Raw genomic sequence first — 26,854 nt, forward strand, 5'->3', positions numbered from 1 at the left:
TCCGTGGCGATCGGGAGGATGAAAGATCCGGGGAAGATCGAAGAGGTCACGCGCGCCGGCAGCTGTTGCGGGCGGCCAGCTTAATGAAGTTCTGGTGTCCGCCGCAGGCGGGCAACAACCAGGCCGCTCGCGCTGTCCAGCCGACGGCCTTTCAGCGCCGCAGGCGTGCCGACGCCGGACGAGTGGTGGTCGAGGTCTTGACCGGAACGGCGGTGGCGATCTGCTGCGGGCGGTAACGGGCGAAATAGCTGCGCACGCCGTCGAAGATCGATTCCGCCAGCTGGTCCTGGTAGTCCGGATCGCCGAGCAGCTTTTCCTCGCGCGGGTTGCTGATGAACGCCGTCTCGACCAGCACCGACGGGATGTCCGGCGACTTCAGCACCATGAAGCCGGCCTGCTGGACTTCCGCCTTCTGCAGCCGGTTGATCCGGCCCATCGCATGCAGCATGCGGCTGCCGACGTCGAAGCTGGCTTCCATCGTCGCGCCCTGCGAGATGTCGATCAGCACGGCGGCGACGTTGTCGTCCTGCTTCTGCAGCGCGACGCCGCCGACCAGATCGGCCGCGTTCTCGTGATTGGCGATCCAGCGTGCCTGCTCGCTGGAAGCACCGCGTTCCGACAGCACGTAGACCGACGACCCGTGCATCGAGCGGTCGTTGACCGCGTTGGCATGCACCGACACGAAAAGATCGGCGTTCACCTGCCGTGCCTTGACGGTGCGGGTGCGCAGTTCGATGAAGGTGTCGCTGTCGCGGGTCAGCACGGCGCGCATGCCGGGCTCGGCATTGATCTTCCGGGCCAGGCGGCGGGCGATGGCCAGGGTCACGTCCTTCTCGCGCAGGCCGCCAAGGCCGATCGCGCCCGGATCATTGCCGCCGTGACCGGCGTCGACGGCGACGATCACCTCGCGCCCGGCCACGCGCGGCCGGACCGGTTCGGCGCTGGCGACGGCCGCCGGGGCATCGGCGGCCGGAAGCGGCGCGGCGGCCACGGCAGCGGCGGCGGTCGCCGATGCGGCGGCCACAACAAGTTCGGGCTTCGGCGCAGCCGGTGCAGCGGCAGGCACCGGCGTGGTCGCAGGAACGGAGGAAGTTGCCGGCAGCGCGGCCCGGTGCGGCTGCTTCGGCATCAGGTCGACGATCAGCCGATAGCCATAGCCTTCGCTGGCCTCCAGGCCGAACGATTGCGGCGCGACTTTTTCGCCGACGTCGAGCACCACGCGCAGGCCGGCTTCGCGCGGGCCGGTGCGGACGCTCTTGACCAGCCCCTTGCCGGCGCTCGCCGCCGGCATCCCGGGGCCACGACGGGCATCGGCGAAATCGATCACCACGCGGTCCGGATTGGCCAGCGTGAACAGCTTCGGCGTGGTGGCGACGTCGAAGTCGAACACCGCCCGCGTCGCTTCCGGTCCGTCCATCAGGCGCATTTCGCGCAGTTCGGCCGCCGCCGCCGAGGCGGCAGTCAACAGCAGCAGCAATCCGGTCAGTGCACGCATGGCAGCCCAGCGGGGTCGAACAAAGGCGGAAGATAGTTCGACGCGCTTGTCAACGCAAGAATTTTCTTATCGAAATCAGTAGCTAGACGCGCGAATCTCAAGTGGGATGCGAAATTGGCGCGGCGTTTGTCGGCCATCCACCGCCGTCCAGGGTGTCGACGGTCGCGATCCGGCCACCGTCGGCCGCCCGCAGTTCGATCCGCAGGCTCGGCGGCGGCAGGTAGCCGGCACCGCATTCCGGCCACTCGACGAGCCAGCCGCAGCGGCTCGGCGGATAGTCGTCGAGACCGAGGCCTTCCAGTTCGTCCGGCGATTTCAGGCGGTAGAGATCGAGGTGCAGCCAGTCGCGACCATCGACGCTGTACGGCTCGATCAGCGTGTAGGTCGGGCTGCGGATGCTGCCGGTCACGCCCAGCGCCCGCAGCCAGCCGCGTACCAGCGTGGTCTTGCCGGCACCGAGCGTGCCGTGCAGGTAGACCACACCGCCCGGCCGCGCTCGGAACGCCGCAGCCAGTTCGGCGCCCAGGGCTTCGGTGGCGGCGTCGTCGGCCAGGAAGCGTTCGGTGACACTCATGGATTGACCACCACCTGCAGCGCCTCGATGACATCGGAGGCCATCAGGCCGCGCTCGCCCCGTTCGGCAGCGCGATCGCCGGCCAGCGCATGAGCGGTGACCGCCGCAGCGGCGGCAGCGTCGATCGCCAAACCTTGGGCGATGAAGGCGGCGGCAACGCCGGTCAGCACATCGCCCATGCCGCCAACGCCCATGCCGGGATTGCCGTACGGGCAGACGCGCAGTTCGGCGGCGCTGCCGCCGAGCACCAGGCTGCCGGCGCCCTTGAGTACCACTGCGCCGCCGTAACGTGCCTGCAGCGCGCCGATCGCGCCCAGGCGATCGGCTTGCACCTCGGCCGTACTCAGGCCCAGCAGACGTCCGGCTTCGCCAGGATGCGGCGTCAGCAGCCACCGGTCGTCACGGCGTGGCGCAGCGGCCAGCGCGTTCAGCGCATCGGCGTCGACGACCTTCGGCAGCGCCGCGTCGATGGCGGCATCGAACATCGCCTGTCCCCAGGCTTCGCGACCGAGACCCGGGCCGAGCGCCAGCACGTCGGCGCGGGCGATCAGTGGCTGAAGGTCTTCCGGGCGCTCGACGCTGCGCACCATGACATCGGGCTGGGCGGCCGTCAGCGCCGCCGCATGGCGGTCGCGGGTGGCGACGGTGACCAGCCCGGCACCAGCGCGCAGCGCCGCCCGGGCCGCCAGCAGGATCGCGCCGGCCATGCCGTGATCGCCGCCGACCAGCAGCACGTGGCCGTGGCTGCCCTTGTGGCCGGTGCGCGGCCGCTTCGGCAGCCAGCCGCGCAGTTCGCTGCGATCGGTGAGCCGGGCCAGCACCGGCAGGCCATCGTGTGCGGCAGCCGGCAGGTCCAGCGTGGCCAGCTCCAGCGCTCCGGTTAGGGCCGGTCCCTGGCCGGTGCACAGGCCCGGCTTCAGCGCGATGAAGCTGACCGTCAGATCGGCCTCGATCGCCGCGCCGGGCGCAGCACCGGTATCGGCATCGAGCCCGGACGGCACGTCCAGCGCCAGCACGGCGGTACCGCCGGTGCGGGCGGCATTGATGGCGGTGATGGCGGCCGCCGCGTCACCGGTCGGCGCGCGACTCAGGCCGATGCCGAACAGCGCGTCGACCAGCAGGTCGGCGTCATCCAGCGCCTGCCCGGCCGACCAGCGCTGCACCGCACCGCGCGCCAGCCAGCGATTGCGCGCCATCAGGGCATCGCCGCGCCGAGGCAGGTCCTCGCATTCATGGACCCGTACCGTGCAGCCGGCGGCTTCGGCGAGGCAGGCCAGCTCGTAGCCATCGCCGCCGTTGTTGCCGGGTCCGCAGAAGACGGTGACGTGGCGGGCATTCGGCCAGCGCCAGCGGGCGGCGGTCCAGGCCGCCTCGGCGGCGCGCTGCATCAGCGTGTGGCCGGCGATGCCGAACACCTCGATCGCCCGCCGGTCGAGCTCGCGGGTCGAGACCGCCGAATACAATCGCGAGATGATGGAGTCCATCCACGGATTATAAGTGCCGACCTCCCCCGCTCCGCCGCTGCCACGCGACTGGCCGGCGCTGATCCGCAGCTGGGCGCAGTCGCTGGGCTTCGCCGATGCCGCGATCGCCACCCAGGCGCTCGATGAAGACCACGCCCACCTGCAGCGCTGGCTCGCCGAAGGCCGCCACGGCGGCATGGCCTGGATGGCCGAACACGCAGCGCTGCGCGCCGACCCGGCGCGGCTGCAGCCGGGCACGGTGACGGTGATCAGCGCGCGGCTCGACTACCGGCCCTCGGCCGCCGATGCCGAGGCCCTGCTGGCCGATCCGGAAGGCGCCTACATCTCGCGCTACGCGCTGGGTCGCGACTACCACAAGCTGATGCGGCAACGGCTCAAGAAGCTGGCCGAACGCCTGGCTGCCGAGATCGCGCCACACGGCTACCGGGTGTTCGCCGACAGCGCCCCGCTGCTGGAAAAGGCGCTGGCCCGCAATGCCGGTCTGGGCTGGATCGGCAAGCACACGCTGGTGCTGAACCGCGAGGCCGGTTCCTGGTTCTTCCTCGGCGAGATCTGCACCGACCTGCCGATCGCAGCCACCGCCGCCGGGCCGGCGACGCCGCGCTGCGGCAGCTGCACGGCCTGCCTCGACATCTGCCCGACGCAGGCGATCACCGGGCCCTACCAGCTCGATGCGCGGCGCTGCATTTCCTACCTGACCATCGAGCACCACGGCGACATCCCGGAAGACCTGCGGCCGCTGATCGGCAACCGCATCTTCGGCTGCGACGACTGCCAGCTGGCCTGTCCGTGGAATCGCTACGCGAAGCTCGACGCGACGCCGGATTTCGCGCCGCGCCACGGGCTCGACAGCGCCCGCTTGATCGATCTGTTCGCGTGGAGCGAGGACGAGTATCTGGCGCGCACCGAAGGCATGGCGCTGCGCCGGGCCGGCTATGCGCGCTGGCTGCGCAACCTGGCCGTGGCGATCGGCAATGCGCTGGCCGACCCGGCGACTACCGCTTCGGCGGCGGCGTCGCTCGTCGCGGCGCTGCAGGCGCGCGCGGCGTTTCCGGATTCAACGGTGCAATCTCATATTCGATGGGCGCTGACGCGTCGTCCGGCGGCGGACAGTAGATCGCCGTGCCGCTGTAGCGATTGATCAGCGCCCGCGTGTTGTCGTAGGCCTCGAGCAGCCGGGGATCGGTTTCGCCGCTGATCGCGCGCTGCAGCTGTTCCTCGGCCAGGGAGATGCAGCGCCGCTCCAGCAGCACCAGCGCCAGGTTGTTGCGCGCCACCGGATTGTCCGGCTTGCGCTTGAGTGCTTCGACATAGGCGTCCTGCGCGGTCTGCCACTGCTTCATCGCGTAGCGGGCATTGCCCAGCGCCACCCACGGCACCACCGCGTTGGGCCAACGGGCGATGGCGGCGACGGCACCCTTTTCGGCAAGCCCCGGATAACCGGCTGCGGTGGCGGCCTCACCGGCGGCGATCCAGGCGTCCTGGGTCGCCGACGCCGGCACCCGGTTGCCATCGTTGAGCGTCATCGCCCAGGCGTCGCCGCCCTTCCAGCGGCTGACGAATTCATCGACCGGCTGGTAGACGCGGCCGTCCTTGCCGCTGCGCAGGATCATCCGGTTGCCTACGGGATCGACGCCGACGACCACCGAATAGCGCCCGCCGTCGAGCTGCTGGAACACCAGCACCGGCTGGCCGCTGCGGACTTCGGCGAGCACCGCGTTCAGCGTCGGCGGCAGCACGAACGGCAGGCGGCCGAAGCGGCGCGCGAGGTCGAGCATCTCCGCGCGCAACGCCGGCACCGCCGTTTTCTTGCCGAGCAGCGGCGCGACCTGGCCAGGGCCGACCGTGTTCAGGCCATCGGTGTACAGCAGCGTGGCCAGGGCGGCTGCGGCCGAGGCCCGCTCGGTGGATGGGAAGAACGCCGTCTTAGACAGCTCCAGCCGCTCGTCGCCGGAGCCGAAATCCTGCACCCGCAGCGTCACCTGCGGCGTGCAGGCGGTCAGCAGTGCGGCCACCGCGACGGCTGGCAGCAGGCGATCAATGGGCACGGGCGCGCTCCAGCAGTTGCAGGGTCGAGGCATCGAGCGTGCCGGCGGCGGCAGGATTCGCCTGCGCGGCGATGACATCACGCGCCAGCTGCTTGCCCAGCTCCACGCCCCACTGGTCAAAGGCATTGATGTTCCACAACACGCTGAGCGCGAACGTGCGGTGTTCGTACAGCGCGCACAGCGCGCCGAGGTGGAAGGCATCGAGCCGCGGCAGCAGCAGCGTGCTCGACGGCCGGTTGCCGGTGAACACGCGATGCGGGATCGCCGCTTCCAGCGCCTCTCCGACCAGGCCCTGGGCGGCCAGTTCGGCGCGGACCTGGTCGGCGTTCTTGCCGCGCATCAGCGCCGCGCTCTGCGCCAGGCAGTTGGCGATCAGCAGCCGCTGCTGGTCCGGGTAGCCGTGGATGGCTTCGAGCGGCAGGATGAAATCGACCGGGTTGAGAGCCGGCCCCTGATGCAGCAGCTGGAAGAAGGCGTGCTGGGCATTGCTGCCGACATCGCCCCAGATCACCGGCGTGGTCGGGTAATCGACCGGCTGGCCATCGCGATCGACACCCTTGCCGTTCGATTCCATCTCCAGCTGCTGCAGCCAGCCGACGAAACGGTGCAGGCGCTGCGCATACGGCACCACCACCTGGCTGGCAGCGCCCAGGAAATTGGTGTTCCACAGCGCGATCAGCGCCATCAGCACCGGCAGGTTGCGGTGCATCGGCGCATCGCGGAAGTGCAGATCCATCGCCCGGGCGCCGGCGAGCAGTTCCCGGAAGCGCGCCGGACCGAGCGCGATCAGCGCCGACAGCCCCACGGCCGACCACAGCGAATAGCGCCCGCCGACCCAGTCCCAGAAGCCGAACACCAGCGCCGGATCGATGCCGAAGGCCTCGGTGGTCGGACGCGAGGTCGACACGCCGGCGAAGTGGCGGGCAACCGCCGCTTCGCCGAGCGCCGCCGTCAGCCAGCGGCGGGCGGCGTGGGCGTTCACCATCGTTTCCTGGGTGGTGAAGGTCTTGGAGGTCACCACGAACAGCGTGCGGGCGGGATCGAGCCGGCACAGGATCAGGCCGAGCTGCGCGCCGTCGACGTTCGACAGGTAATGGGCGCGCGGCAGCGTCGCGTTCTGCGACAGCGCTTCCCAGATCATCCGCGGGCCGAAGTCGGAGCCGCCGATGCCGATGTTGACGATGTCGGTGATCTTCTCGCCGGTGGCGCCGCGCCAGTCGCCGCTGCGCACGGCCTCGGCGAAGGCCACCATCCGATCCAGCTCTCCGTCGACCAGGGCCGTGACTGGCTCGCCGTCCATCACTGGCGCCGCGCCGCGCAGCGCGACATGGCCGACGGCGCGCTGCTCGGTGGCGTTGATCACCTCGCCTGCGAACATCCGGCCGATCCAGGCTGGCAGCTGCTGCTGATCGGCAAGCGCCAGCAGCGCGGCCAGCACCTCGTCACCGAGCCGCTGCTTGGAGTAGTCGAGATACAGGCCGCAGGCCTCGGCCGCGTAGCGGCAGGCGCGTTCCGGGTCCTGCGCGAATCGGGCGGCGGTGGTGATCTCCCGGTCTGCCTCGGCAAGGGCGATCAAGGCACGCCAGGCGGCGCTTTCCGTCAGTGCAGACATCGGGCGGCACGTCGGCAATAAAAAAGGGACCCAAGCTTACTCAAGCCGGAGTCCCTTCGTGCTGCCGCCAGCGACGGTCAGGCCGCCTGCACCGGAATCGTGTTGGCGGTGCGGGTGACGCGGTTGGCTTCGTCGCAGTAGACCAGCTTCGGCTTGTGCATCTTGGCGACGTTGGCTTCCACCTCGGCGTACGCGCAGATGATCACCCGATCGCCGACCCGTGCCTTGTGGGCTGCCGCACCGTTGACCGAGATGATGCCGCTGCCGTTCTCGGCGCGGATCGCATAGGTGGTGAAGCGTTCGCCGTTGCCGACGTTGTAGATCTGGATCTGCTCGTACTCGTGGATGCCGGCGAGATCGAGCAGACGCCCGTCGATCGCGCAAGAACCTTCGTAGTCGAGTTCAGCGTGGGTCACACGCGCACGGTGCAATTTGCACTTGAGCATCGTCAGTTGCATGAGCTTCTTCCTGGATGGTTGGCTGACGCGCGGGTGGCCCACAAAGACATGCACCCGGAATCAAGATGTTCAACGACCGAGGGCGGCCCACAAAGACATACGCCCGTCGCTGCAGGATTGTTCACTGCAGCAAGTCGCAAAATTGTAACGATATAGCCGGCCTGCGCCAACAAACCTTTCGTACGGATCATGCCGGTCCGATGAACGGAACCGGTGATCGAGCCGGCTGCCATCACTCAGTCGAGCCGCACCGGCAGGTTGTCGATCAGCCGGGTGCCGCCGAGCACGGCCGCGACCAGCACCACGAACGCGCGATCGCCGGCTGCGGCCGGCGCCAGCGCCGGGCTGCGCACTTCCAGGTACTGCGGCGTGAAGCCGGCGCCGGCCAGCACGGCCACCTGCTCGGCGCACAGCGCGGTGAAATCGCGGCGGCCGGCGCCGATACCGGCCGCAACCGCCTTCAGCGCCGCGTGCAGCCCCGCCGCACGCGGGCGATCCTGCGCGCTCAGGTACTGGTTGCGCGACGACAGCGCCAGGCCGTCGGCCGCGCGGGCGGTCGGATAACCGACGATGTCGATGCCGAAGCGCAGGTCCTCGTTCATCCGCCGGACGATCTGCAACTGCTGCCAGTCCTTCTCGCCGAACACGGCGATGTCCGGCCGCACGCTGGCGAACAGGATGGCCACCACGGTGGCGACGCCAGTGAAAAAACCGGGCCGGAAGGCGCCTTCCAGCTCGTTGGCGATCGGCGCGACGGTGATCGTCGTCGCCGGCGGGTAGCCGTTGACGTAAACCTCCTCGACCGGCGGCGCCCACAGCAGGTCGACACCTGCCGCTTCGAGCTTGGCAATGTCATCCGGCAGCGTGCGCGGGTAGCGGCCGAAATCCTCGTTGGGACCGAACTGCAGCGGGTTGACGAAGATCGTCACCACCACCCGGTCGGCGCGCGAGCGGGCGGCCGCGACCAGCGCCAGGTGGCCGTCATGCAGGTTGCCCATGGTCGGCACCAGCGCCACGGTCTTGCCCTCGGCGCGCCAGCGATCGACGGTGACGCGCAGTTCGGAGGCCAGGTGCAGGGTTTTCATGGTCGGGATCGAGAGCGTCTGAACGTCAGCGAGCGGCGGATTCTGAACCGATCGCCGGCCGGGTGTTGAGCCGCCAGATCGCGGCCAGCCGTCCGGGCGCCAGCAGCGGGCCGCGAATGACTTTCTGCAGGTCGTCGTACAGCGCCCGCTGCGCCGGGTCGACCAGCTGGTTGCGGCCGCTGGCGACCGAGTCCAGGTAGCCCGGCGGCAGTTCGCGCACGAAATGGCCGATGCGCCAGGGCCGCGTGCTCGGCAGGCGGGCCAGGAAGGCGTCGGACAGCGCGTGCTGATCGACGATGTGGATGTCCGGCCCGGCAGCAAAGCCGGAGAAGCCGATCGCGTTGAACACCTGCACCGACTGGCTCGGCGCGCCTCGCATGCGCTTGCCGGTCATGCCCCAGGCGTGATTGAACGGCACCTGCCGGTAGCGCTGGTGGTAGACCAGTCCGGTCTGGGCGAAGTAATAGCGGCGCTCGTCGGCCACGCCGTTGGGGCGGATCGGCGGATCGGCCGCCTCGAACGGAATCAGCCGCGTGGCGGACAGCAGCAGCACCGCCGCGACCGCCAGCCAGACCCGGTCCTGATCCGCCCAGCGGGCGTCGCCGCTGTCGCTGCTCAGCAGGATCGCGGCCAGGAACGCCGGCACGCTGACGAAGCGGCCCTGCATGAAATCGCCGCCGGCGTTGACCACGTAGGCCAGGTAGGCCAGCAGGCCCAGCGCCAGCGGCAGCCGGGCCCGCGAGGCGCCCGGCGCGAACGGGGCCAGCAGCGCCAGCACCAGAATCGCCATCGTGCCCGGGTCGCGGGTCGCGACATCGAGCAGGTAGACCACGCCCTGCCCGAGGTACTCGGCCTTCGGAATGCCGGTATTGAGCTTGGCGTAGTAGGTGTTCGGAAACGGAAAGCCGTAGAACAGCAGCGAGAACAGCTCCCAGGCCAGCAGCGGCAGCAGCGCGATGACCGCAAGGCCCAGCGCCCGGCGCGACCGCTGCTGCCACAGCTCGATGGCCAGCGCCGGCGCCACCATCAGCGCCAGATCGAGCCGGTTCAGCGCCAGCCCGCAGCCGGTGAGCATCAGCCCGAACAGCGGCCGATGGCCGGCGGGATGATTCAGCCACTGCGCGCAGAACAGCGCCACCAGCAGGAACGACAGCGGGTTCTCCAGCCCCGAGGTGGTGAAATCGAGCAGCGCCTGCGAGCCCAGCAGCAGCGCCACGAAAGCAACCGCCGCCGCATTGGAATCGGTCAGCCGGCGCAGCACCACCCATACGGCCAGCAGCGAACAGGCGACCGATACCGCCATCGCGGTCAGGTACATCTCGTCGGTCAGCGCGTGCGCGGCGGCGATCAGGAACAGCCACAGCGGATGGGTGAACGCCTGCACCCGCTCGTCGGTGTTCCAGGTCAGCCCGTAGCCGTGCACCAGGTTCCAGACGCTGCGGAAGCTGATGTAGGCGTCGTCCGACATCCAGCCGAGCCGCAGCACCACCAGCGCCACCACCAGCAGCAGCACCGCACGCAGGGTCGATCCCGGCAGCGCCTGCAGCATCGGAGCCGGCACCGCGCTCAGAAGCAGTGCGCCGGTGCCGGATAGGCACCGCTCTTGACCGCCTGCACGTAGGCGCGGATGGCCGATTCGATGTCCGGCGCGCCGGCCATGAAGTTCTGCACGAAGCGCGGCTTGCGACCGATGGTGACCATCGGCGAGATGTTCAGGATGTCGTGCAGCACCAGGATCTGCCCGGACACGTCGGGGCCGGCGCCGATGCCGATCACCGGCACCTGAGACGCCTCGGTGATGCGCTTGCCGAGGCTCGACGGCACGCATTCCAGCAGCAGCATGTCGGCCCCGGCTTCCTCCAGAATCCGCGCGTCCTTCAGCATCGCTTCGGCCGCCGCGTCCTCGCGGCCCTGCACCTTGAAGGCGCCGAGCTTGTGGATCAGCTGCGGCTGCAGGCCCAGGTGGGCGCAGACCGGCACGCCGCGCACCGACAGGTATTCGACGATGTCGGCCTGCTCGCGGCCGCCTTCGAGCTTGACCATCTTCGCCCCGCCCTCCTGCATCAGCCGCTGCGAGGCATCGAGCGCCCGTTCACGAGTGGCGAAGCTGAGGAACGGCAGGTCGGCGACCAGGAACGCCCGCTTCAGATACGGCGCCACGCAGCGCGAGTGGTAGGCAATGTCGGCCACCGTCACCGCCGTGGTCGCGTTCTGGCCCTGGATGACCATGCCCAGCGAGTCGCCGATCAGCACCACGTCGACCCCGGCGCGATCCTCGATCAGCGCGAAGCTGGCGTCGTAGCAGGTCAGACAGGCGATCTTCTCGCCGGCCTCGCGCATACGGCGCAGTTCGGAGACATGGACAGGCGTGCCGGGCGCAGCAGCGGGGGCGGTCATTCGGGCAGGCAGCGGTTGGCGAGAGAAGGGACGTCTAGATTACCGGAGCGCAGTGGCTGAACTGCGCGCGGCGCGCTTATCAAGGCGGCGAGCCGCCGTCGGTCGTAGGCCAGCCGCGCGACAGTCCGGCCTGGCCGATCGCGGCGGCCAGCTGCGACACCGGGCCGTGGCCCGGAATCACCAATGCGGGGGCGATCTCGGCCAGCGGTACCAGCACCCAGTTGCGCTGCGGCAAATGCGGGTGCGGCAGGCTCAGCCGGGCGCTGTCGAGCGCCACGCCGTCGATGTGCAGCAGGTCGATGTCGAGCCGCCGCGCGGTCCAGCGGGTGCCGTCGCGCACCCGGCCATGATCGGCTTCGATCGCCAGCACGGCGTCGAGCAGCGCCTCCGGCGCCAGCGCGGTGTCGATTTCACAGACGGCGTTGCAGTAGTCGGGCTGGCCGGGCGGGCCAACCGGATCGCTGCGGTACAGCGACGAGCGCGCGATCAGCCGGGTGCCGGGCAGCGCAGCGATCTGCTGCAGCGCGCGTTCGACCTGGGCCGCCGGCTCACCGAGGTTGGCGCCGAGGCCCAGCCAGGCCCTGGGCACCGGCGTTCAGGCCTTGCGACGGTTGCGTCCGCCGCGCCGGCGGCGCTTCTTGGGCGCGCCGGCATTGTCGCCGGGCTCGCCGTCACCGGCCTCGTCGGCCGCGCCCGACTCCAACAGCTCCGGCGACGGCAGCGGCGGGGCATCGCCGCCCTGGCCCAGCGTGACCTGAGCCTGCGTCCACCATTCCGCCAGCGCCGCGCAGCCGGGTTCGCCGGCCTGGGCGCGCAGCAGCAGGAAGTCGTAGGCCGCACGGAAGCGCGGATGGGTCAAAAGGCGCCGGGCGCGGCCGGGGCGCAGGTCCTCGAAGCGCGGCTGCACGCTCCAGATTTCCCGCATCGGCAGCGAAAAGCGCTTCGGGATCGCGATCCGGGCCTGCTGCCGAGCCAGGATCTCGTCGGCGGCCTGGTTCTGCGCGGTCACCGCATCGTGGCCGCGTTCGTATTCCAGCTCGTAGGCGCGATCGGCGTACGGCGGCCACAACAGGGCGCCGTACAGGAAGGCCGGGGTCACCGGCAGGTCGCGCTTGACGCGCTCGGCGGTCGATGCCAGCGCGATGCGCAGCAGCTGCAGGTCCCGCTTGGCCGCGTTGATGGCGCGCTCGGTGGCCGGGAACAGTTCGGCGAACAGGCCGTAGCGGCGCAGTTCCTCGAAATTGGCGACCGCGTCCTTGTTCAGCAGCAGCTTGAGGATTTCGTCGAACAGCCGGGCCGGCGGAATCTCGCGCAGCAGCGGCGCCAGGCGGCTGATCGGCTCGGCGGTATCGGACGCGATCTCGAAGCCCAGCTTGTTGGCGATGCGGATGGCACGCAGCATCCGCACCGGGTCCTCGCGGTAGCGCAGTTCCGGATCGCCGATCAGCCGGAGCTGCCGGGCCTGCAGGTCGTCGACGCCGCCGGCGAAATCGGCGATCGAGAAATCGCGGATGTCGTAATACAGCGCGTTGACGGTGAAATCCCGGCGGAAAGCGTCTTCCTCGAGCGTGCCGTAGACGTTGTCAGACAGGATGCGGCCGGTCTCGTCACGCTCGTGGCTGTCGGTGATCGCGCCACGGAAGGTGGTGACTTCGAGGATTTCCTCGCCCGCCCGCACGTGGGCAATCATGAAGCGGCGACCGATCAGCCGGCAGTTGCGGAACACCTTGCGGATCTGCTCCGGGTGCGCACTGGTGGCGATGTCGAAGTCCTTGGGCTCCAGGCCGGCCAGCAGGTCGCGAACGCCGCCGCCGACCAGATAGGCCTCGTAGCCGGCGTCCTTCAGACCGTAGAGCACCTTCAGGGCGCCCGGAGAAATCTTGGCGCGCGAGATCGGGTGCTGCTCGCGCGGAATGCGGTTCGGCTCGCTGATGGCGGGTCTCGGAAGAAGGGTTCGATGCGGCTAGCGGTCAGGCCCGCACCCGGCGCCAGGCAAGGCGATCCGCAGGCGGGCGAACTGAAGTTTACGCGAGGATGCGGCGCTTCCGCAGTCGCCAAGGGGCGGCCCCGCGAACGCCGGCGTGGACAAGCCCGGGCATTGCCCTATAATCCGCCGCGCGCTGACCACGCTCCTATCGTCTAGAGGCCTAGGACGGAGCCCTCTCACGGCTTTAACCCCGGTTCGAATCCGGGTAGGAGCGCCACCTTCATCCAGGTCGCGCCGCATGCAAGCAACGCCGCTCACGCGGCGTTTTTTGTGTCCGCCGTTCGGGCTTCTGTGCCAATCTTCCGTTTGTTCAATTCCGCGCGGTCCGGCGGCTTCGAACCCCGAAAACGACAAGATGCCGTGCGGCAGGAGACCGTCACCATGACCGATGTCGAGCGGCCGGCGCACGCTGTGCCTGCGGCGGATTCCGCCACCCCGGCCGGCGGTGGCGGGAGCCGGCTGCGTGAAGCGCCGCACCACCGCAGCTGGCCGGTGATCGGTTCCAGCCTCGCCTACATCCGCGATGCCGACACCTTCCTGCGCCGGCTGCACGAGCGGCACGGAGACGTCGCCAAGATCGACGCCTTCGGCACCCAGTGCCATTTCCTGTTCGGGCCGGACGCCAACCAGTTCGTGCTGCAGAACCGCGGCAACCTGTTCGAGAACGCCCGCTGGTCGTACTTCATCGGCCCGTTCTTCCGGCGCGGCCTGATGCTGATGGACTTCGACGAGCACCGCCTGCACCGGCGGATCATGAACGCCGCGTTCTCCCACGAGGCGCTGTCGGGCTACTTCGACCGCATGCAGCGCAGCGTCGACGCCGAGCTGGCCGGCTGGGACGCCGGCGACTGCCTGCTGTTCAAGCGGCTGAAGGCGATGACCTTGAACATCGGCAGCGAGGTGTTCGTCGGCAGCAAGCCCGGCGACGACGCCGACGCGATCAACGACGCCTTCCTCGACACCGTGCAGGCCGCCACCGGCCTGATCCGCTACCCGGTGCCGGGTACCCGCTGGAATGCCGGGCTCAAGGGCCGGAAGCTGCTGGAACGTCATTTCGCCCGGGCGCTGCCCGGCAAGCGCGCGCATCCCGGCGCCGACCTGTTCTCCCGGCTCTGCGAGGCGCGCACCGACGACGGCGAGCTGTTCTCCGACGACGACGTCGTCAACCACATGATCTTCGTGCTGATGGCCGCGCACGACACCTCGACGATCACGCTGTCGAACCTGCTCTACCAGCTGGCCCGACAGCCGGCGTGGCAGGAACGCCTGCGCGAGGAATGCCGGGCGATCGGCAGCGGCGCGCTGGCCTTCGCCGATCTCGACCGCTTCGAGGACACCACGCTGGCGATCAAGGAAACGCTGCGCATCGCTGCGCCGGTGCCGATGCTGCCGCGCGGCGTCACCGAGGAATGCGCGTTCAACGGCGTGCGCCTGCCGAAGGGCGCGATGGTGGCGGTGACGCCCTGGCTGACCCACCACCTGCCCGAATGGTGGACCGACCCCGCCCGCTTCGATCCCGACCGGTTCGGCAGCGCCCGCGCCGAGGACCGTCGCCACCCGTTCCTGTGGACGCCGTTCGGTGGCGGCGCCCACAAGTGCATCGGCCTGCATTTCGGGATGATGGAAGTGAAGACCATCCTGCACCGGCTGCTGCTGACCTTCCGCTTCACCGTGCCGGAGAGCTACGTGATGCCGCAGGACTTCACCAGCCTGCCGATCCCGAAGGACCGGCTGCCGATGCGGCTCGAGCGGCTGGCCTGACGCTGGCCGCGCCGGCCGGGCGCCGTTCCGGAAATCGAATAAGCATAGAAATCACGAACGTCGGCCGATCGGCGAGAATGCGCGCCCTGCCAACATCCGCTCGAGCCGCAGACGCACGCAATGGCCAAGTTCCTCACCGAAACCGTCACCCACGTTCACCACTGGAACGAAACCCTGTTCAGCTTCCGCACCACGCGGACCTCGGGCCTGCGTTTCGAGAACGGCCACTTCGTGATGATCGGCCTCGAAGTCAACGGCAAGCCGCTGATGCGCGCCTACTCGATCGCCAGCCCGAACTACCAGGAAGAGCTGGAGTTCTTCTCGATTAAGGTCGAGAACGGCCCGCTGACCTCGCGCCTGCAGCACCTGAAGGTCGGCGATCCGCTGCTGGTGTCGGACAAGCCGGTCGGCACGCTGATCATCCATGACCTGAAGCCCGGCAAGAACCTGTACCTGTTCGGCACCGGCACGGGTCTGGCGCCGTTCATGAGCATCATCCGCGACCCGGAAACCTACGAGCACTTCGAGAAGGTCGTGCTGATCCACGGCGTGCGGCTGGTCAGCGAACTGGCCTACCAGGACTACATCACCAAAGAGCTGCCGAACGACGAATTCCTCGGCGAGATGGTGCGGACCAAGCTCATCTACTACCCGACCGTGACCCGCGAGGCCTACCGCAACCAGGGCCGGCTGACCGATCTCGTCGAGAGCGGCAAGCTGTTCACCGACATCGGTCTGCCGCCGCTGAACCCGGAAACCGATCGCGGCATGATCTGCGGCAGCCCGTCGATGCTGGCCGACACCCGGGCGATGCTCGACAAGCGCGGCTTCGTCGTCAGCCCCGGCATCGGCGAGCCGGGCGACTACGTGTTCGAACGCGCCTTCGTCGAGAAGTAAGCCGCAGGCTGCGCCCTCAGCCGCGCAGCGTCCGGAAACAGGTCCGCAGCTCGCCGACGAACAGCGCCGGCTGCTCGAAGGCCGCGAAGTGGCCGCCGCGGTCCAGCTCGTTCCAGTGGATCAGCTGCGACATGCAGGCTTCCGCCCAGCTGCGCGGCGCGCGGTAGATCTCCTTCGCGAACACGCTGCAGCCGGCCGGCAGGCTCAGCGGCACCGCCGTGAACGCGCCCTGGTAGCTTTCCCAGTACAGGCGGGCCGACGACGCAGCGCTGTTGCCGAGCCAGTACAGCATGATGTTGTCGAGGATCTCGTCGGCCGACAGCACGCTCAGCGGGTCGCCGTTGCAGTCCATCCATTTCCAGAACTTCTCGTAGATCCACAGCGCCTGGCCGCTCGGCGAATCGGCCAGCGCATAGCCCAGCGTCTGCGGCCGCGTCGACTGCTGGTGCGAATAGCCGCCGTCCCAGCGCTCGTAGTCCTTCAGCGCCGCCAGCATCGCCGCCTCGCCGTCGCTGAACGGGCCCTCCAGCGTCGCCGGCAGCACCACCGGCAGGTTGACGTGGATACCGGCAAGTCCCGCCGGCTGCAGCTTGCCGAGCTGGGTGGTGACCACCGCGCCCCAGTCGCCGCCCTGGGCGACATAACGCGTGTAGCCAAGCCGCGTCATCAGGGTCGACCAGGCCGCCGCGATCTTCGCGACACCCCAGCCGGTGCCGGTCGGCTTGCCGGAAAAGCCGAAGCCCGGCAGCGACGGAATCACCAGATGGAAAGCATCCTCGGCGCGGCCGCCGTGGGCTTCGGGATCGGTCAGCGGCCCGATCACCTTCAGGAACTCGATCACCGAACCGGGCCAGCCGTGGCTGAGCAGCATCGGCATCGCGTTGGCGTGCTTCGAACGGATGTGCAGGAAATGGATCGACAGCCCGTCGATCTCGGTCGTGAACTGACCGAGCGCGTTCAGCTGCGCCTCGCAGCGTCGCCAGTCGTAGCGCGTGCGCCAGTGCTCGATCAGTGCCTGCGCCTGCGCCAGCGGCACGCCCTGCGACCAGTCGCCGACGGTTTCCCGGTCCGGCCAGCGCGTGCATTCGAGGCGGCGGCGCAGGTCGACGAGCGCATCGTCCGGAATGGCGAGGTGGAACGGCGTGACGCGGTCGGACATGGTGCGGGCGACAACCGGGAGGCGGACCGCAAGCGTACGTCGATCGCCCGGCGCCTGACAGCGCCCCGCCACCGGCTTCGCGTCGGCATGACGATTTGCGACACTCGGCCCGGCTTACCTCTCCGCCCGTTCCCGGCCATGATTTCCCACGTCTTCATCGGTGTCCGCGACTTCGATCGCGCGCTCGCTTTCTATCGCCGGCTGATGCCGGTGCTCGGCATCGCCGAGCGCTTCTGCGATCCGTCACGTCCCTGGGCCGGCTGGCAGTCGCAGCCCGGTCCGCGCCCGCTGCTGCTGATCGGCACGCCGCAGGACGGCCAGCCGCATCTGCCCGGCAACGGCCAGATGACGGCCCTGGTGGCCAGCAGCCGCGCGATCGTCGATCGCGCGCATGCCACCGCGCTGGCGCGCGGGGGGCGTTGCGAAGGTGCGCCGGGCCTGCGCCCGGAATATCACCCGAACTACTACGGCGCCTACTTCCGGGATACCGAAGGCAACAAGCTCTGCGTGGTCTGCCACGAGCCGGACTGAGCGGCCGGCGACGGGCCGTTCCCGGCTTGTCTCAGCGCAGGTAGTTGAACAGGCTCAGGCCCTGGATCTTGGCGAACGACTGCTGCGCCGCCTGCAGGCCGGTCAGCTGCTGGGTCAGCCGGCTGGCCGCTTCGGCGTAGTCGACATCGCGGATGCCGGACAGCGCCTCGTCGATCTTCACCAGCTGCGACGACAGCTGGTTCTGCGCATCGTCGGCGGCCACCAGCCGGGCACCGAGCCGGGCACGGACGTCGATCACCCGGCTCTGCGCCGTTTCCAGCGCGCCGAGCTTGTCGAGCACACCGGTCTGCACCTGGGCGCGGGCGGCCGGGTTGGCGCTGGTCGGCGTCTCGAACAAGCCGATCAGGTCGCGCACGGTGGCGAATAGATCCTGCTGCTGGCTTGGCGTGATCGAGAAACGGTCGCCATCGGCCGGCGCGCCGGCGACGGTCAGGTCGGCGCCACGGAAGCGGATCGTCTGCCCGGCTGTGTAGGTACCGCTGGCGACGACATTGCCGCCACTGTCGGCGACGCTGTACTGGCCGGCCGAAAAGCTCAGCGCATAGCTGCCGCCATCCCAGGCCGAGGCATCGGACAGCCGCGCGCTGGCGATCGTCGCGGTGCCGGTGTTGGTGGCCGTGGCGGCGACGCTGAAGCTGCCGTTGCCGGAACGCTGGCGCAGGAACACGTCGGCGCCGCTGTCGCTGGAAGCGACTGCGCGGTTCGGGCCGATCTGCACCTGGCGGATCACGTCATCGCCGCTGAACTGGGTGCCGCCGGCGGTCAGCGCGAACGGCGCCTGCGCGTCATTGCTGCCGGCGAACAGGTAGCGGCCCTCGCCGTCGGCGGCATTCGCATAGTCGAGCAGGCTGTCGAGCGACTGGCGCAGGTCGGCGGCGATCGAGGCGCGATCGGAATCGCTCAAGGTGCCGCCGTTGCCCTGCAAGGCCCGCTCGCGTACCCGGTTCAGGGTTTCACTGATGCCGCCGAGCGCGTTTTCCTCAAGTCCCAGCCGCTCGCCGAGCGCCTTGGTGTTTTCGGTGTAGCGCTGGTTGGCCACCCGCGTCTGGTCCAGCGACAGGCCGTGCGCCGCGCCGGTCGGGTCGTCGGCCGCCGTCTGCAGCTTGCTGCCCGACGACAGCTGGTTCTGGGTATGCAGCGCCAGGGACTGCTGCCGCTGCAGCGAGACGATGCTCTGGCGGTAGAAATCGGCGGTCGAGACTCTCATCGGCGCAGGTCCTGTCAGCGGCGGGTCGCAGCGAGCAGCGAATCGAAGATCGTGCTGGCGGTGGCGATGATCTGGGCGGACGCCTGGTAGGCCTGCTGCCAGCGCAACAGGTCAGCGGCTTCCTCGTCGAGATTCACGCCCGACAGCGCGTTGCGCTCGCTGAGCGTCTGCGAAGCCAGCGCAGTCTGGGCATCGAGCTGCAGCTGCGCGGTCTGCGCCTTGGAGCCGACCTGCTGCACCAGCTGGCCGTTGGCCGCCGTCAGCGTGTTCAGGCCGCCATCGAGCAGCGCCTTGCTGGCGATACCGGACAGCAGCCGGGCATTGCGGTCGTCGCCGCTGTTGGCGCCGGTCGGGCCGACGGTGAAGCTGTCGCCGGTCGCCGGACTGCCGGAAATCTCGACCTGCCAGCCATTGACGCTGATCGGCTGGCCGGCGGTGTAGCTGTAAGCGCCGCTGCCGTTGATCGAATAGGTGCCCGGCCCGGTGAACTGGATGCTGACCGGATCGCGCAACGCGGTATTCGTGACATCGGTGACCACGCCCGGCGTGATCGTGCCGGTGCCGGTGTTGGTGGTCGCGGCGCCGGCCTTGATCGGCGCGGCGGCAGCCAGCTGGGCCGGATTGCTGATCGCCACCGCCAGCTGGCCGGCCGCGCGCCGGCCCGGCTGGACCAGGAACTTGTCGCCGGCCGCCGGCGTGCCGCCAACCGCCAGACTGAAGCCCTTGGCGACGAACGGATCGGCGGCGGTGCCGCTGCCGGTGAACGGCACCGCCGAGCCGGTGGCCGGATCGGTCAGCGACCAGGCGCTGCCGTCGAAGCCGAGCTGGTAGGCCTTGCCGTCGAGCTGGGTGGCATCGGCGAAGCCGACCGTCACCGCCGCACTGCCGGTGTTGCGGCTCGATGCCGGCGCCGCGCCGGCCAGCGGCGTGAACAGCGGGCCGCCGAAGTTGCCGTTCTGGTCGACGCCCTTGGCCTGCTGGGCGTTGACGGTTTCCGACAGCGTGATGGCGATGCGGCCAAGCTTCTCGCGGGCCGGATCAAGGATTTCACGACGGGTATCGAGCAGGCCGCCGAGCGTGCCGCCGCCCACCTGGCCGCTGATCACCGCCCCGCCCTGCACGGTCACTTCGCTGCGCGCCGAATCGAATTCGTTGGGCCGGGTGCCGAGCGCGCTGGTGGTGGTGCCGACCACGAGGCTCTGGCCATTGGCGACGAACACGTTCAGCGAACCGTCGTCCTGCTCCACCGTACTGACCGACACCCGCTGCGACAGCTCGCGGATCGCCTGCGCACGCTGGTCGACCAGATCGTTCGGCGGCTTGCCGCCCGAAGCGCCGAGCGCCATCGAGATGCGGTCGTTGAGGCTGGCGATGGTCGCTGCGTAGTTGTTGATCTCGGTGACCGTCTGGCCGATGCGGCTGTTGATCGAACGCTCGTCGGCGTCGAGCTGGCCTTGAAGATCATTGAAGCGGCCGGCCAGCGCGTCGGCGGCGGTGATCACCGTCTGCCGGGTGGCGGTCGACGACGGCGTGGTCGCCATCACCGACAGGCTGTCGAAGAAGCTGCTCAGCGTGGTGCCGAGGCCGGTATCGGCGTCGGACAGCAGCGCATCGGTGCGCTTGGCTTCGGTGGTGAAGGTCTCGACCCGCGACAGCGACGCGGTGCCGGCGATCTCGCGGGCGAACACGAAGCTGTCGGACAGCCGTTCGACGCCGCGCACGGTGACGCCGTTGCCGGCGAAGCCATAGGAGGTGACCGCGCCGACGCGGTTGCTCAAGTCCAGCCGCTGCCGCGAATAGCCGGCGGTGTTGACGTTGGCGATGTTGTGGCCGGTGACGTCGAGACCGCTGCGATTGGCCAGCAGTGCGGAAATGCCGATGCCGAGAATGTCGCTCATGACCGGGCTCCTGCAGGTTTGGTGCCACGGCGGCCGCGTTGCGCCGGCCGCCGGTCCGCGCCATTTTGTTGGCGCGCGTCGCTCACAAGGTCCGCCCCGCGAGATCGTTCTGCGCGGCGTCGAGCGAGGCGTTCATGGTCCGCCCGTAGGCGATCTTGGCGATCTTCGCGGCATAGGCCGGATCGGTCGCATAGCCGGCTTTCTGCAGGCCCTGAGCGTACTGGCTGGCGCTGCCGCCGCTGCGCAGCGCAGCGGCGTAGCGCGGGTTGTCCTTGATGAAGCTGACGTAGTCGTCGAAGGCTTCGCCGACCGAAGCGTAGGAGCGGAAATCGGCGCGCTCGCTGCGTTTTTCGCCGCCTTCGTACTCGTGGGTCAGCGTGTTGGTGGTCGCGCCGTCCCAGCCCTGGCTGGCCTTGATGCCGAACAGGTTGTGGCTGTCGCTGCCATCGGCGTTGCGGATCTGCTTCTTGCCCCAGCCGGTTTCCAGCGCGGCCTGCGCCACCAGCACGCGGGCCGGAATGCCCAGTTCCTTCGCCGCCTTCTCGGCATGCGGGGTGATGGCGTCGACGAAGGCGTTGGCATCGCTCGGCCGCTCGGCCGATTTCATCGGCGGCTGGTTGTCGACGTTGGCCGCCGCCTGCGGTGCGCGCGAAAGCTTCTGGATGGTGGCCGGATCGGCCGCTTCCGGTGCCGCCTTGCCGAGCAGCTGGCGGGTCAGCAGGTCAGCCAGACCCAGCCCCTTGCCGGACGACAGGTGCCCGGCCATCTGCTGGTCGTAGAGATCGCGGTAGGTGTCGCTGCCGGAGCCGCCGAGCAGATCGTTGGCCGACGAGTCCTCGCTGTGCGAGGCCTTCAGCAGCATCTGGGTGAACAGCGCCTCGAACTGGCGGGCGACTTCACGGACGGTGCCGGCATCGTTGCCCTTGGCGCCGGCACGCAGCTTCGCGTACTGGTTGAAGTCGGTGGTGTCGATCGGCGACGAGGTCTTCGCCCCACCCAGCGGCAGGCCGGCCATCAGATGATCACCAGCTCGGCGCGCAGCGCACCGGCGGCGCGCAGCGCTTCGAGGATCGCCACCAGATCACCCGGCGCAGCACCGACCTGGTTGATGGCGCGGACGATGTCGTCGAGGCTGGTGCCACCGTCGAACACGAAGGCCGGCTTGGCCCCCGAGGTCACTTCGATCTGCGAGCGCGGCACCACGGTGGTTTCGCCCTGCGAGAACGGCGCCGGCTGGCTGACCTGCGGCTTCTCGCTGATGGTCACGCTCAGACTTCCGTGCGACACCGCCGCCGGCAGCACCCGGACCATCGACGAGATCACCACGGTGCCGGTGCGCGAATTGACGATCACCCGCGCAGGCGCATCACCCGGAGCAACGTCGAGACTTTCCAGCTGCGCCATGAAGGCGACGCGGGCATTGGGATCGGCCGGCGCCTGCACGGTGACGGTGACCGGGTCGATGGCGCGGGCGACCTCGCTGCCGAGCGCGCTGTTGATGCCCGAGGCCAGCCGGGTAGCGGTGGTGAAATCGGACGTGCGCAGATCGAGCCGCAGTTCCGGGCTGGCGCCGAAGGTGGCCGGCACGCTGCGTTCGACGGTGGCGCCGCCCGGCACCCGGCCGGCGCTCGGCACGTTGATGGTGACCCGCGAACCGTCCTTGGCCGATACGCCAAGGCCGCCGACCACGACGTTGCCCTGGGCGATTGCATAGATCTGGCCGTCGGCGCCCTTCAGCGGCGCCATCAGCAGCGTGCCGCCGCGCAAGGAGCCGGAGTTGCCGATCGACGACACGGTGACGTCGATGGTCTGGCCGGGCTTGGCGAACGGCGGCAATTCGGCATTGATCGCCACCGCCGCCACGTTCTTCAGCTGCGGGTTGACGTTCGGCGGCACGGTGACGCCGAGCTGCGCCAGCATCGCCTTCAGGCTCTGCACGGTGAACGGCGCCTGCGAGGTCTGGTCGCCAGTGCCGTCGAGGCCGACCACCAGGCCGTAGCCGACCAGCGGGTTGGAGCGGACGCCGGCGACGGTCGCCAGATCCTTCACCCGCTCGGCGCGGGCCGGATTCAGGATCGCGATCGCCACCAGCAGGCACAGGCCGGCGATGACGTGAAAGGCAACGCGCATGGTGCTCATCGGGACGCTCGCAAGCCTTAGAACGGGAACCACGGGGAATTGAAGAAGCGGGTCAGCCAGCCCTGCGAATTGGCATCGGCCAGCGCGCCCCGGCCCTTGTAGGAAACGCGGGCGTTGGCGACCTTGTCGGACGACACGGTGTTGTTGGCCAGGATGTCGATCGGCCGCACGACGCCGTCGATGAACAGGGTTTCCGAGCCCTGGTTCAGCTCGACCTGCTTCTCGCCGCGCACCTGCAGCAGGCCGTTCGGCAACCGGGCGACGACCACCGCCGTGACGCTGCCGTCGAGGCTGTTGCTCTGCTTGGAATCGCCGCCGCCCTTGGCGCTGCGTTCACCGCTGATGCCGGTGTTGACGCCGACCGGCCGGCCGAGAACCGTGACATCGGTGAGGTTGACGTCAGACGCCTTGGAGGTGCTGGTCTGCGCCGATTTCTGCGCCTGCGTCTTCTCGACCAGCAGGATGGTGACCAGATCGCCGACATTGCGCGCCTTGGCGTCCTCGAACAGCGCCATCGACTGGCCGTCGCTGAAGATCGCACCCTCGCTCGGCATGCCCTGCGGCAGCGGGATCGGCACCGGCTGCGGCCGGTCGTCGCCGAACGACACGCGCGGCGACAGGCTGCTGCAGCCGCTGGCCAGCAGCGTCACGGCGACGATGGCGAGCGCGGCCCGCATCAGAGGTTCTGCCCGACGTACTGCAGCATCTGGTCGGTGGTCGAGATCGCCTTCGAATTCATCTCGTAGGCACGCTGCGTCTCGATCATGTTGACCAGTTCCTCGACGACATTGACGTTCGAGGCTTCCAGCGCGCCCTGCTGCACGGTGCCGACGCCGTTGACGCCCGGCGTGCCGACCTGCGGCGCGCCGCTGGCGGCGGTTTCCACGTAGAGATTGCCGCCGACCGCCTGCAGGCCGGCCGGGTTGACGAAGTCCGCCAGGGTCAGCGTGCCGACCTGCTGGCCGGCCGCCTGCCCCGGCAGCTGCGCCGACACCGTGCCATCGGTGCCGATGGTCACGCTCAGCGCGTTGGCCGGAATCTGGATGCCCGGCTGCAGCGGGTAGCCGTTGGCGGTGACCAGCTCGCCCTGGCTGTTCAGCTGGAAGCTGCCATCGCGGCCATAGGCCAGGGTGCCGTCCGGCTGAAGGATCTGGAAGAAGCCGCGACCGTTGATCGCGACATCGAGCGAATTGTTGGTCTGCTGCAGGTTGCCCTGGGTGAACTGCTTGTCGGTGGCCACCACGCGCACGCCGGTGCCCAGCGTCAGGCCGGTCGGCGCCTGGGTCTGCTGGGTGGTCTGGCCGCCGGGCTGGCGCACCGTCTGGTAGAGAAGGTCCTCGAACGCCGCCCGACCGCGCTTGAAGCCGCTGGTGTTGACGTTAGCGAGATTGTTGGACACCACGCTCATCCGCGTGGCCTGGGCATCGAGCCCGGTCTTGGCAACCCAGAGTGCGGAATTCATGTCGACAGCCTCGATGCGTGCCGGGAATCCGGCGGACATCGGGGCTGTTACAAGTGGCGTACCAGACCGATCGGCGACGGTTTTGCGACGCCGTCAGCCCTCCTGCAGCTTGCGGTCCCGCGACGGGAACGCGTCACGGTTTTTCCGGACTGGTGACAGCGGTACAGGCCAAAGTCTTCCAGTCGATTCCGATGCGGCTGGGTGTACTGGATACCGGCCTTCGCCGGCATGACAGCGGAAGGGTCGAAATCGGGGTCAGATACACACTTCTTCACCTGTCACCCCGGCGCAGGCCGGGGTCCAGGGCCGGCTTCGGTGCGGCTGCCCGTACTGAATACCGGCTTTCGCCGGTATGACAACAGGTTGGCGGGCGGTGGCGTCCAGCCCGGCCTCAGCCGCGGCTCAGCGCCTGCCCGTTGACACCGGCGCTGTCCGGGCCGAGCAGCCAGATCAGGCCGGGGGCGGCGATCGCGGCTTCCGGCAGCTTCTGCACTTCCTCGGACACGTAGCCCTTGGCGCGCAGCGGCGTCTGCAGCGCGCCGGGGTCGTAACTGTTCATGCGCAGGCCCGGCGTCACGCTGAGTTCCTGCGACCAGATCTTCACCAGCCCTTCGAGCGCGTACTTGGCGACGCCGTAGCCGCCGCGCAGCGCCTTCGGCTCGCGAGCCACGGCGTCGGTGACGAAGACGATGCTGGCGTCCGGCGTCTGCTGCATCAGCGGCAGGCAGTGGCGGGTCAGCGCATAGGCGGCGGTCAGGTTCACCTGCAGGCCGTCCATCCAGTCCTTCGGCTTTTCCTCGGTGATCGGCGTGAAACCGGGGAAATGCGCCGCGCAGTGGACCAGCCCGTGCAGCGTGCCGAACTCGCGCTCGATGGTTTCGGCGACCTCGAACAGGTCGGCCCAGGTGGCGCTGACCAGGTTCATCGGCAGGATCGCGGCCTGCGGGCCGCCGCCGGCTTCGATCTCGTCGAACACGGCTTCCAGCTTTTTGGTCGTGCGGCCGAGCAGGATCACCGTGGCGCCGCACTTCGCGGCGGCCAGCGCGGTGGCGCGGCCGAGGCCGGAGCCGGCACCGGTGACCAGAATGGTGCGGCCGGCCAGCAGGCCAGCGGGCGGCTGGTAGCCGGCGGGAATCGAGGGGGCGTTGCTCATCAGGCGGCAGGCGTCAGTTTCAGCAGCGAAAGAAGGTCGGCAGGCGTGGCGACGATATCGTCGGCCTGCCATTTCTCGAGGTCCGGTTCGGTGCCGAGATAACCCCAGCCGGCGGCCACGGTACGCATGCCGGCGGCACGACCGGCGACCACGTCGCGGACGTCATCGCCGACATAGACGCAAGCGTTCGGATCGACGCTGACCTTGCGGGCCGCCAGCAGCAGGCCGTCCGGCGCCGGCTTCGGGTGCGGTGTCGAATCACCGGCGATCAGCACCCGGCAGTTGGCGGCGAAGCCGAGCTGCTCGACCACCGGCTGGGCCAGCCAGCCGGCCTTGTTGGTGACGATGCCCCAGGGAATGCCGGCTTCATCGAGCGCCGCCAGCATCTCCACGACGCCGTCGAACAGGCGGCTGTGGGTGGTCAGGTTGGCTTCGTAGAACTTCAGGAACAGCGCCTTGCGGGCCTCGTAGTCCGGATGGTCCATGGCGATGTTCAGCGCCACCTTGAGCAGGCCGCGCGCGCCGTTGGAGGCCTGCGGCCGGTAGTCGGCGAGCGGCAGATGGGCCATGCCGAGCGCTTCGCGGACCAGGTTGGCGGCGTAGCCCAGATCCGGCGCGCTGTCGACCAGCGTGCCGTCCAGATCGAACAGCACACATGCAGGGGCGTGAGTCACGGGAATCAGTCCTCGGCCGGCTTCCGGCAGTGCATCAGGTAGTTCACGTCGAGGTCGCTGGCGTTCAGCGAGGCCGACTTGAGCAGCGGGTTGTAGCGCAGGCCGGTGACGTCCTGCGGCACCAGACCGGCGGCGCGGCACCAGCGGTCCAGTTCCGAGGGCCGGATGAACTTGGCGTAGTCATGGGTGCCGCGCGGCACGATGCGGGCCACGTATTCGGCGCCGACGATCATCAGCGCGTAGGACTTCGGATTGCGGTTGATGGTCGAGAACACCACATCGCCGCCCGGCTTCACGAGCGCCGCGATCGCGGCCACGGTCTCGGCCGGGTCCGGCACGTGTTCGAGCATTTCCAGGCAGCAGACCAGGTCGAAGCTGGCCGGCTGCTCGTCGGCCAGCGCCTCCGCACCCACAACCCGGTAGGCGACCTTCAGGCCGTTGGCGTCGGCATGCTGCCGGGCCACCTCGATCGAGGCGGAGGCCAGGTCGATGCCGAGCGCATCGGCCCCGGCTTCGGCCAGGGCCTCGGTCAGGATGCCGCCGCCGCAGCCGACATCGAGCGTGCGCTTGCCGGCGATCGAGGCCGCCGCCCCGCCCGTCCGTTGGCGGATGTAGCGCAGCCTCGGCGGGTTGATGACGTGCAGCGCCGCCATTTCGCCATCGGTATCCCACCAGCGGGCGGCAAGGGCTTCGAAACGGCTGATTTCGTCGTGATCGACGTTGGTATTCATGGGCAGGAGTTTACCAAACGGGGCCCGGTGAACCCGGCGCAGGGAAGCCAGCGACGCGCGCCCGGCAGCCAGCAGCGCCGG

At 69.2% G+C, this 26,854-nt stretch carries 23 protein-coding genes, 1 tRNA gene and 2 pseudogenes; 5 read left to right on the plus strand and 21 right to left on the minus strand.

The genetic code is table 11. From position 1 onward, the window contains the following. Nucleotides 1-151: 151 nt before the first annotated feature. The 3 genes from ACTIGJ_RS01470 to ACTIGJ_RS01480 form a co-directional block, all read right to left on the minus strand. Nucleotides 152-1,495, minus strand: a complete 1,344-nt coding sequence (locus ACTIGJ_RS01470) for an N-acetylmuramoyl-L-alanine amidase (RefSeq protein ID WP_439638488.1) — start codon at nucleotides 1,493-1,495, stop codon at nucleotides 152-154. Nucleotides 1,496-1,592: 97 nt separating this feature from the next. Next, nucleotides 1,593-2,069, minus strand: a complete 477-nt coding sequence (gene tsaE, locus ACTIGJ_RS01475) for a tRNA (adenosine(37)-N6)-threonylcarbamoyltransferase complex ATPase subunit type 1 TsaE (protein ID WP_439638489.1) — start codon at nucleotides 2,067-2,069, stop codon at nucleotides 1,593-1,595. Beyond that, nucleotides 2,066-3,553 (minus strand): NAD(P)H-hydrate dehydratase, encoded by a 1,488-nt coding sequence (locus tag ACTIGJ_RS01480; protein WP_439638490.1) that lies wholly within the window; start codon nucleotides 3,551-3,553, stop codon nucleotides 2,066-2,068. The genes tsaE and ACTIGJ_RS01480 overlap by 4 nt, the downstream gene beginning before the upstream one ends. Before the next feature lie 13 nt (nucleotides 3,554-3,566). Between ACTIGJ_RS01480 and queG the strand changes: the two genes are divergently transcribed. Further along, nucleotides 3,567-4,694, plus strand: coding sequence for a tRNA epoxyqueuosine(34) reductase QueG (queG, locus tag ACTIGJ_RS01485; protein ID WP_439638491.1), 1,128 nt, complete (start codon nucleotides 3,567-3,569; stop codon nucleotides 4,692-4,694). Nucleotides 4,695-4,758: 64 nt separating this feature from the next. Here queG and ACTIGJ_RS01490 read toward each other — a convergent pair. The 8 genes and pseudogenes from ACTIGJ_RS01490 to pcnB all read right to left on the minus strand — a co-directional run. After that, nucleotides 4,759-5,679: pseudogene (locus ACTIGJ_RS01490) on the minus strand (PA2778 family cysteine peptidase); the annotation flags it as partial. Beyond that, entirely contained in the window at nucleotides 5,591-7,213 is a 1,623-nt protein-coding gene (pgi, locus tag ACTIGJ_RS01495; RefSeq protein ID WP_439638492.1) for a glucose-6-phosphate isomerase, read from the minus strand. The pseudogene ACTIGJ_RS01490 and the gene pgi, both read right to left, overlap by 89 nt. 77 nt (nucleotides 7,214-7,290) lie before the next feature. Next, a complete protein-coding gene (gene panD / locus ACTIGJ_RS01500; protein ID WP_292997391.1) occupies nucleotides 7,291-7,671 on the minus strand; it encodes an aspartate 1-decarboxylase in 381 nt (126 codons plus the stop codon). A 236-nt stretch (nucleotides 7,672-7,907) separates the two neighbouring features. Further along, nucleotides 7,908-8,756 (minus strand): pantoate--beta-alanine ligase, encoded by an 849-nt coding sequence (panC, locus tag ACTIGJ_RS01505; protein ID WP_439638493.1) that lies wholly within the window; start codon nucleotides 8,754-8,756, stop codon nucleotides 7,908-7,910. Between the two features lie 25 nt (nucleotides 8,757-8,781). Further along, a complete protein-coding gene (locus ACTIGJ_RS01510; protein ID WP_439638494.1) occupies nucleotides 8,782-10,317 on the minus strand; it encodes a hypothetical protein in 1,536 nt (511 codons plus the stop codon). 5 nt (nucleotides 10,318-10,322) lie between these two features. Then, nucleotides 10,323-11,153: a 3-methyl-2-oxobutanoate hydroxymethyltransferase gene (gene panB / locus ACTIGJ_RS01515; protein WP_439638495.1), complete on the minus strand. Its 831-nt coding sequence runs from the start codon at nucleotides 11,151-11,153 to the stop codon at nucleotides 10,323-10,325. Between the two features lie 79 nt (nucleotides 11,154-11,232). Next, nucleotides 11,233-11,742, minus strand: coding sequence for a 2-amino-4-hydroxy-6-hydroxymethyldihydropteridine diphosphokinase (gene folK / locus ACTIGJ_RS01520; protein WP_439638496.1), 510 nt, complete (start codon nucleotides 11,740-11,742; stop codon nucleotides 11,233-11,235). Nucleotides 11,743-11,748: 6 nt separating this feature from the next. Further along, on the minus strand, nucleotides 11,749-13,011 hold the full coding sequence (pcnB, locus tag ACTIGJ_RS01525) for a polynucleotide adenylyltransferase PcnB (protein WP_439638497.1): 1,263 nt from the start codon (nucleotides 13,009-13,011) through the stop codon (nucleotides 11,749-11,751). A gap of 270 nt (nucleotides 13,012-13,281) precedes the next feature. Between pcnB and ACTIGJ_RS01530 the strand changes: the two genes are divergently transcribed. The 3 genes from ACTIGJ_RS01530 to ACTIGJ_RS01540 all read left to right on the plus strand — a co-directional run bounded on the left by ACTIGJ_RS01530 (nucleotide 13,282) and on the right by ACTIGJ_RS01540 (nucleotide 15,798). After that, nucleotides 13,282-13,357: transfer RNA gene (locus ACTIGJ_RS01530), tRNA-Glu, on the plus strand. 164 nt (nucleotides 13,358-13,521) lie between these two features. After that, nucleotides 13,522-14,901: a cytochrome P450 gene (locus tag ACTIGJ_RS01535; RefSeq protein ID WP_439638498.1), complete on the plus strand. Its 1,380-nt coding sequence runs from the start codon at nucleotides 13,522-13,524 to the stop codon at nucleotides 14,899-14,901. Between the two features lie 120 nt (nucleotides 14,902-15,021). Beyond that, complete coding sequence (locus tag ACTIGJ_RS01540) at nucleotides 15,022-15,798, plus strand: ferredoxin--NADP reductase (protein WP_439638499.1); 777 nt, start codon at nucleotides 15,022-15,024, stop codon at nucleotides 15,796-15,798. A 16-nt stretch (nucleotides 15,799-15,814) separates the two neighbouring features. On the opposite strand, the pseudogene ACTIGJ_RS01545 reads toward ACTIGJ_RS01540, so the two are convergent. After that, nucleotides 15,815-17,018 (minus strand): annotated as a pseudogene (locus tag ACTIGJ_RS01545) (epoxide hydrolase family protein). 77 nt (nucleotides 17,019-17,095) lie between these two features. Between ACTIGJ_RS01545 and ACTIGJ_RS01550 the strand changes: the two are divergent. Continuing rightward, nucleotides 17,096-17,488, plus strand: coding sequence for a VOC family protein (locus ACTIGJ_RS01550; protein WP_439638500.1), 393 nt, complete (start codon nucleotides 17,096-17,098; stop codon nucleotides 17,486-17,488). A 31-nt stretch (nucleotides 17,489-17,519) separates the two neighbouring features. Here the strand turns inward: ACTIGJ_RS01550 and flgL are convergent, their stop codons facing one another. The 9 genes from flgL to ubiG all read right to left on the minus strand — a co-directional run bounded on the left by flgL (nucleotide 17,520) and on the right by ubiG (nucleotide 26,773). Continuing rightward, nucleotides 17,520-18,716 (minus strand): flagellar hook-associated protein FlgL, encoded by a 1,197-nt coding sequence (gene flgL, locus ACTIGJ_RS01555; RefSeq protein WP_439638501.1) that lies wholly within the window; start codon nucleotides 18,714-18,716, stop codon nucleotides 17,520-17,522. A 14-nt stretch (nucleotides 18,717-18,730) separates the two neighbouring features. Continuing rightward, nucleotides 18,731-20,614 (minus strand): flagellar hook-associated protein FlgK, encoded by a 1,884-nt coding sequence (gene flgK, locus ACTIGJ_RS01560; RefSeq protein ID WP_439638502.1) that lies wholly within the window; start codon nucleotides 20,612-20,614, stop codon nucleotides 18,731-18,733. 82 nt (nucleotides 20,615-20,696) lie between these two features. Further along, nucleotides 20,697-21,629, minus strand: a complete 933-nt coding sequence (gene flgJ, locus ACTIGJ_RS01565) for a flagellar assembly peptidoglycan hydrolase FlgJ (protein ID WP_439638503.1) — start codon at nucleotides 21,627-21,629, stop codon at nucleotides 20,697-20,699. Further along, nucleotides 21,629-22,753 carry a flagellar basal body P-ring protein FlgI gene (locus ACTIGJ_RS01570; RefSeq protein ID WP_439638504.1) on the minus strand — a complete coding sequence of 375 codons (1,125 nt, stop codon included), beginning with the start codon at nucleotides 22,751-22,753 and terminating at the stop codon, nucleotides 21,629-21,631. Before ACTIGJ_RS01570 ends, flgJ begins: the two co-directional genes overlap by 1 nt. Nucleotides 22,754-22,770: 17 nt before the next feature. Beyond that, nucleotides 22,771-23,430: a flagellar basal body L-ring protein FlgH gene (locus ACTIGJ_RS01575; protein WP_439638505.1), complete on the minus strand. Its 660-nt coding sequence runs from the start codon at nucleotides 23,428-23,430 to the stop codon at nucleotides 22,771-22,773. Beyond that, nucleotides 23,430-24,215 carry a flagellar basal-body rod protein FlgG gene (gene flgG / locus ACTIGJ_RS01580; protein ID WP_439638506.1) on the minus strand — a complete coding sequence of 262 codons (786 nt, stop codon included), beginning with the start codon at nucleotides 24,213-24,215 and terminating at the stop codon, nucleotides 23,430-23,432. Before flgG ends, ACTIGJ_RS01575 begins: the two co-directional genes overlap by 1 nt. 391 nt (nucleotides 24,216-24,606) lie before the next feature. Continuing rightward, nucleotides 24,607-25,368 carry an SDR family NAD(P)-dependent oxidoreductase gene (locus ACTIGJ_RS01585; protein ID WP_439638507.1) on the minus strand — a complete coding sequence of 254 codons (762 nt, stop codon included), beginning with the start codon at nucleotides 25,366-25,368 and terminating at the stop codon, nucleotides 24,607-24,609. Continuing rightward, the gene (gene gph / locus ACTIGJ_RS01590; RefSeq protein ID WP_439638508.1) at nucleotides 25,368-26,042 is read right to left on the minus strand and encodes a phosphoglycolate phosphatase; all 675 of its coding nucleotides are present in this window, start codon (nucleotides 26,040-26,042) and stop codon (nucleotides 25,368-25,370) included. The genes ACTIGJ_RS01585 and gph overlap by 1 nt, the downstream gene beginning before the upstream one ends. Before the next feature lie 5 nt (nucleotides 26,043-26,047). After that, entirely contained in the window at nucleotides 26,048-26,773 is a 726-nt protein-coding gene (gene ubiG, locus ACTIGJ_RS01595) for a bifunctional 2-polyprenyl-6-hydroxyphenol methylase/3-demethylubiquinol 3-O-methyltransferase UbiG (protein WP_439638509.1), read from the minus strand. Nucleotides 26,774-26,854 lie beyond the last annotated feature (81 nt).

This window comes from Nevskia sp. (assembly GCF_051860985.1).
Lineage (GTDB): Bacteria > Pseudomonadota > Gammaproteobacteria > Nevskiales > Nevskiaceae > Nevskia.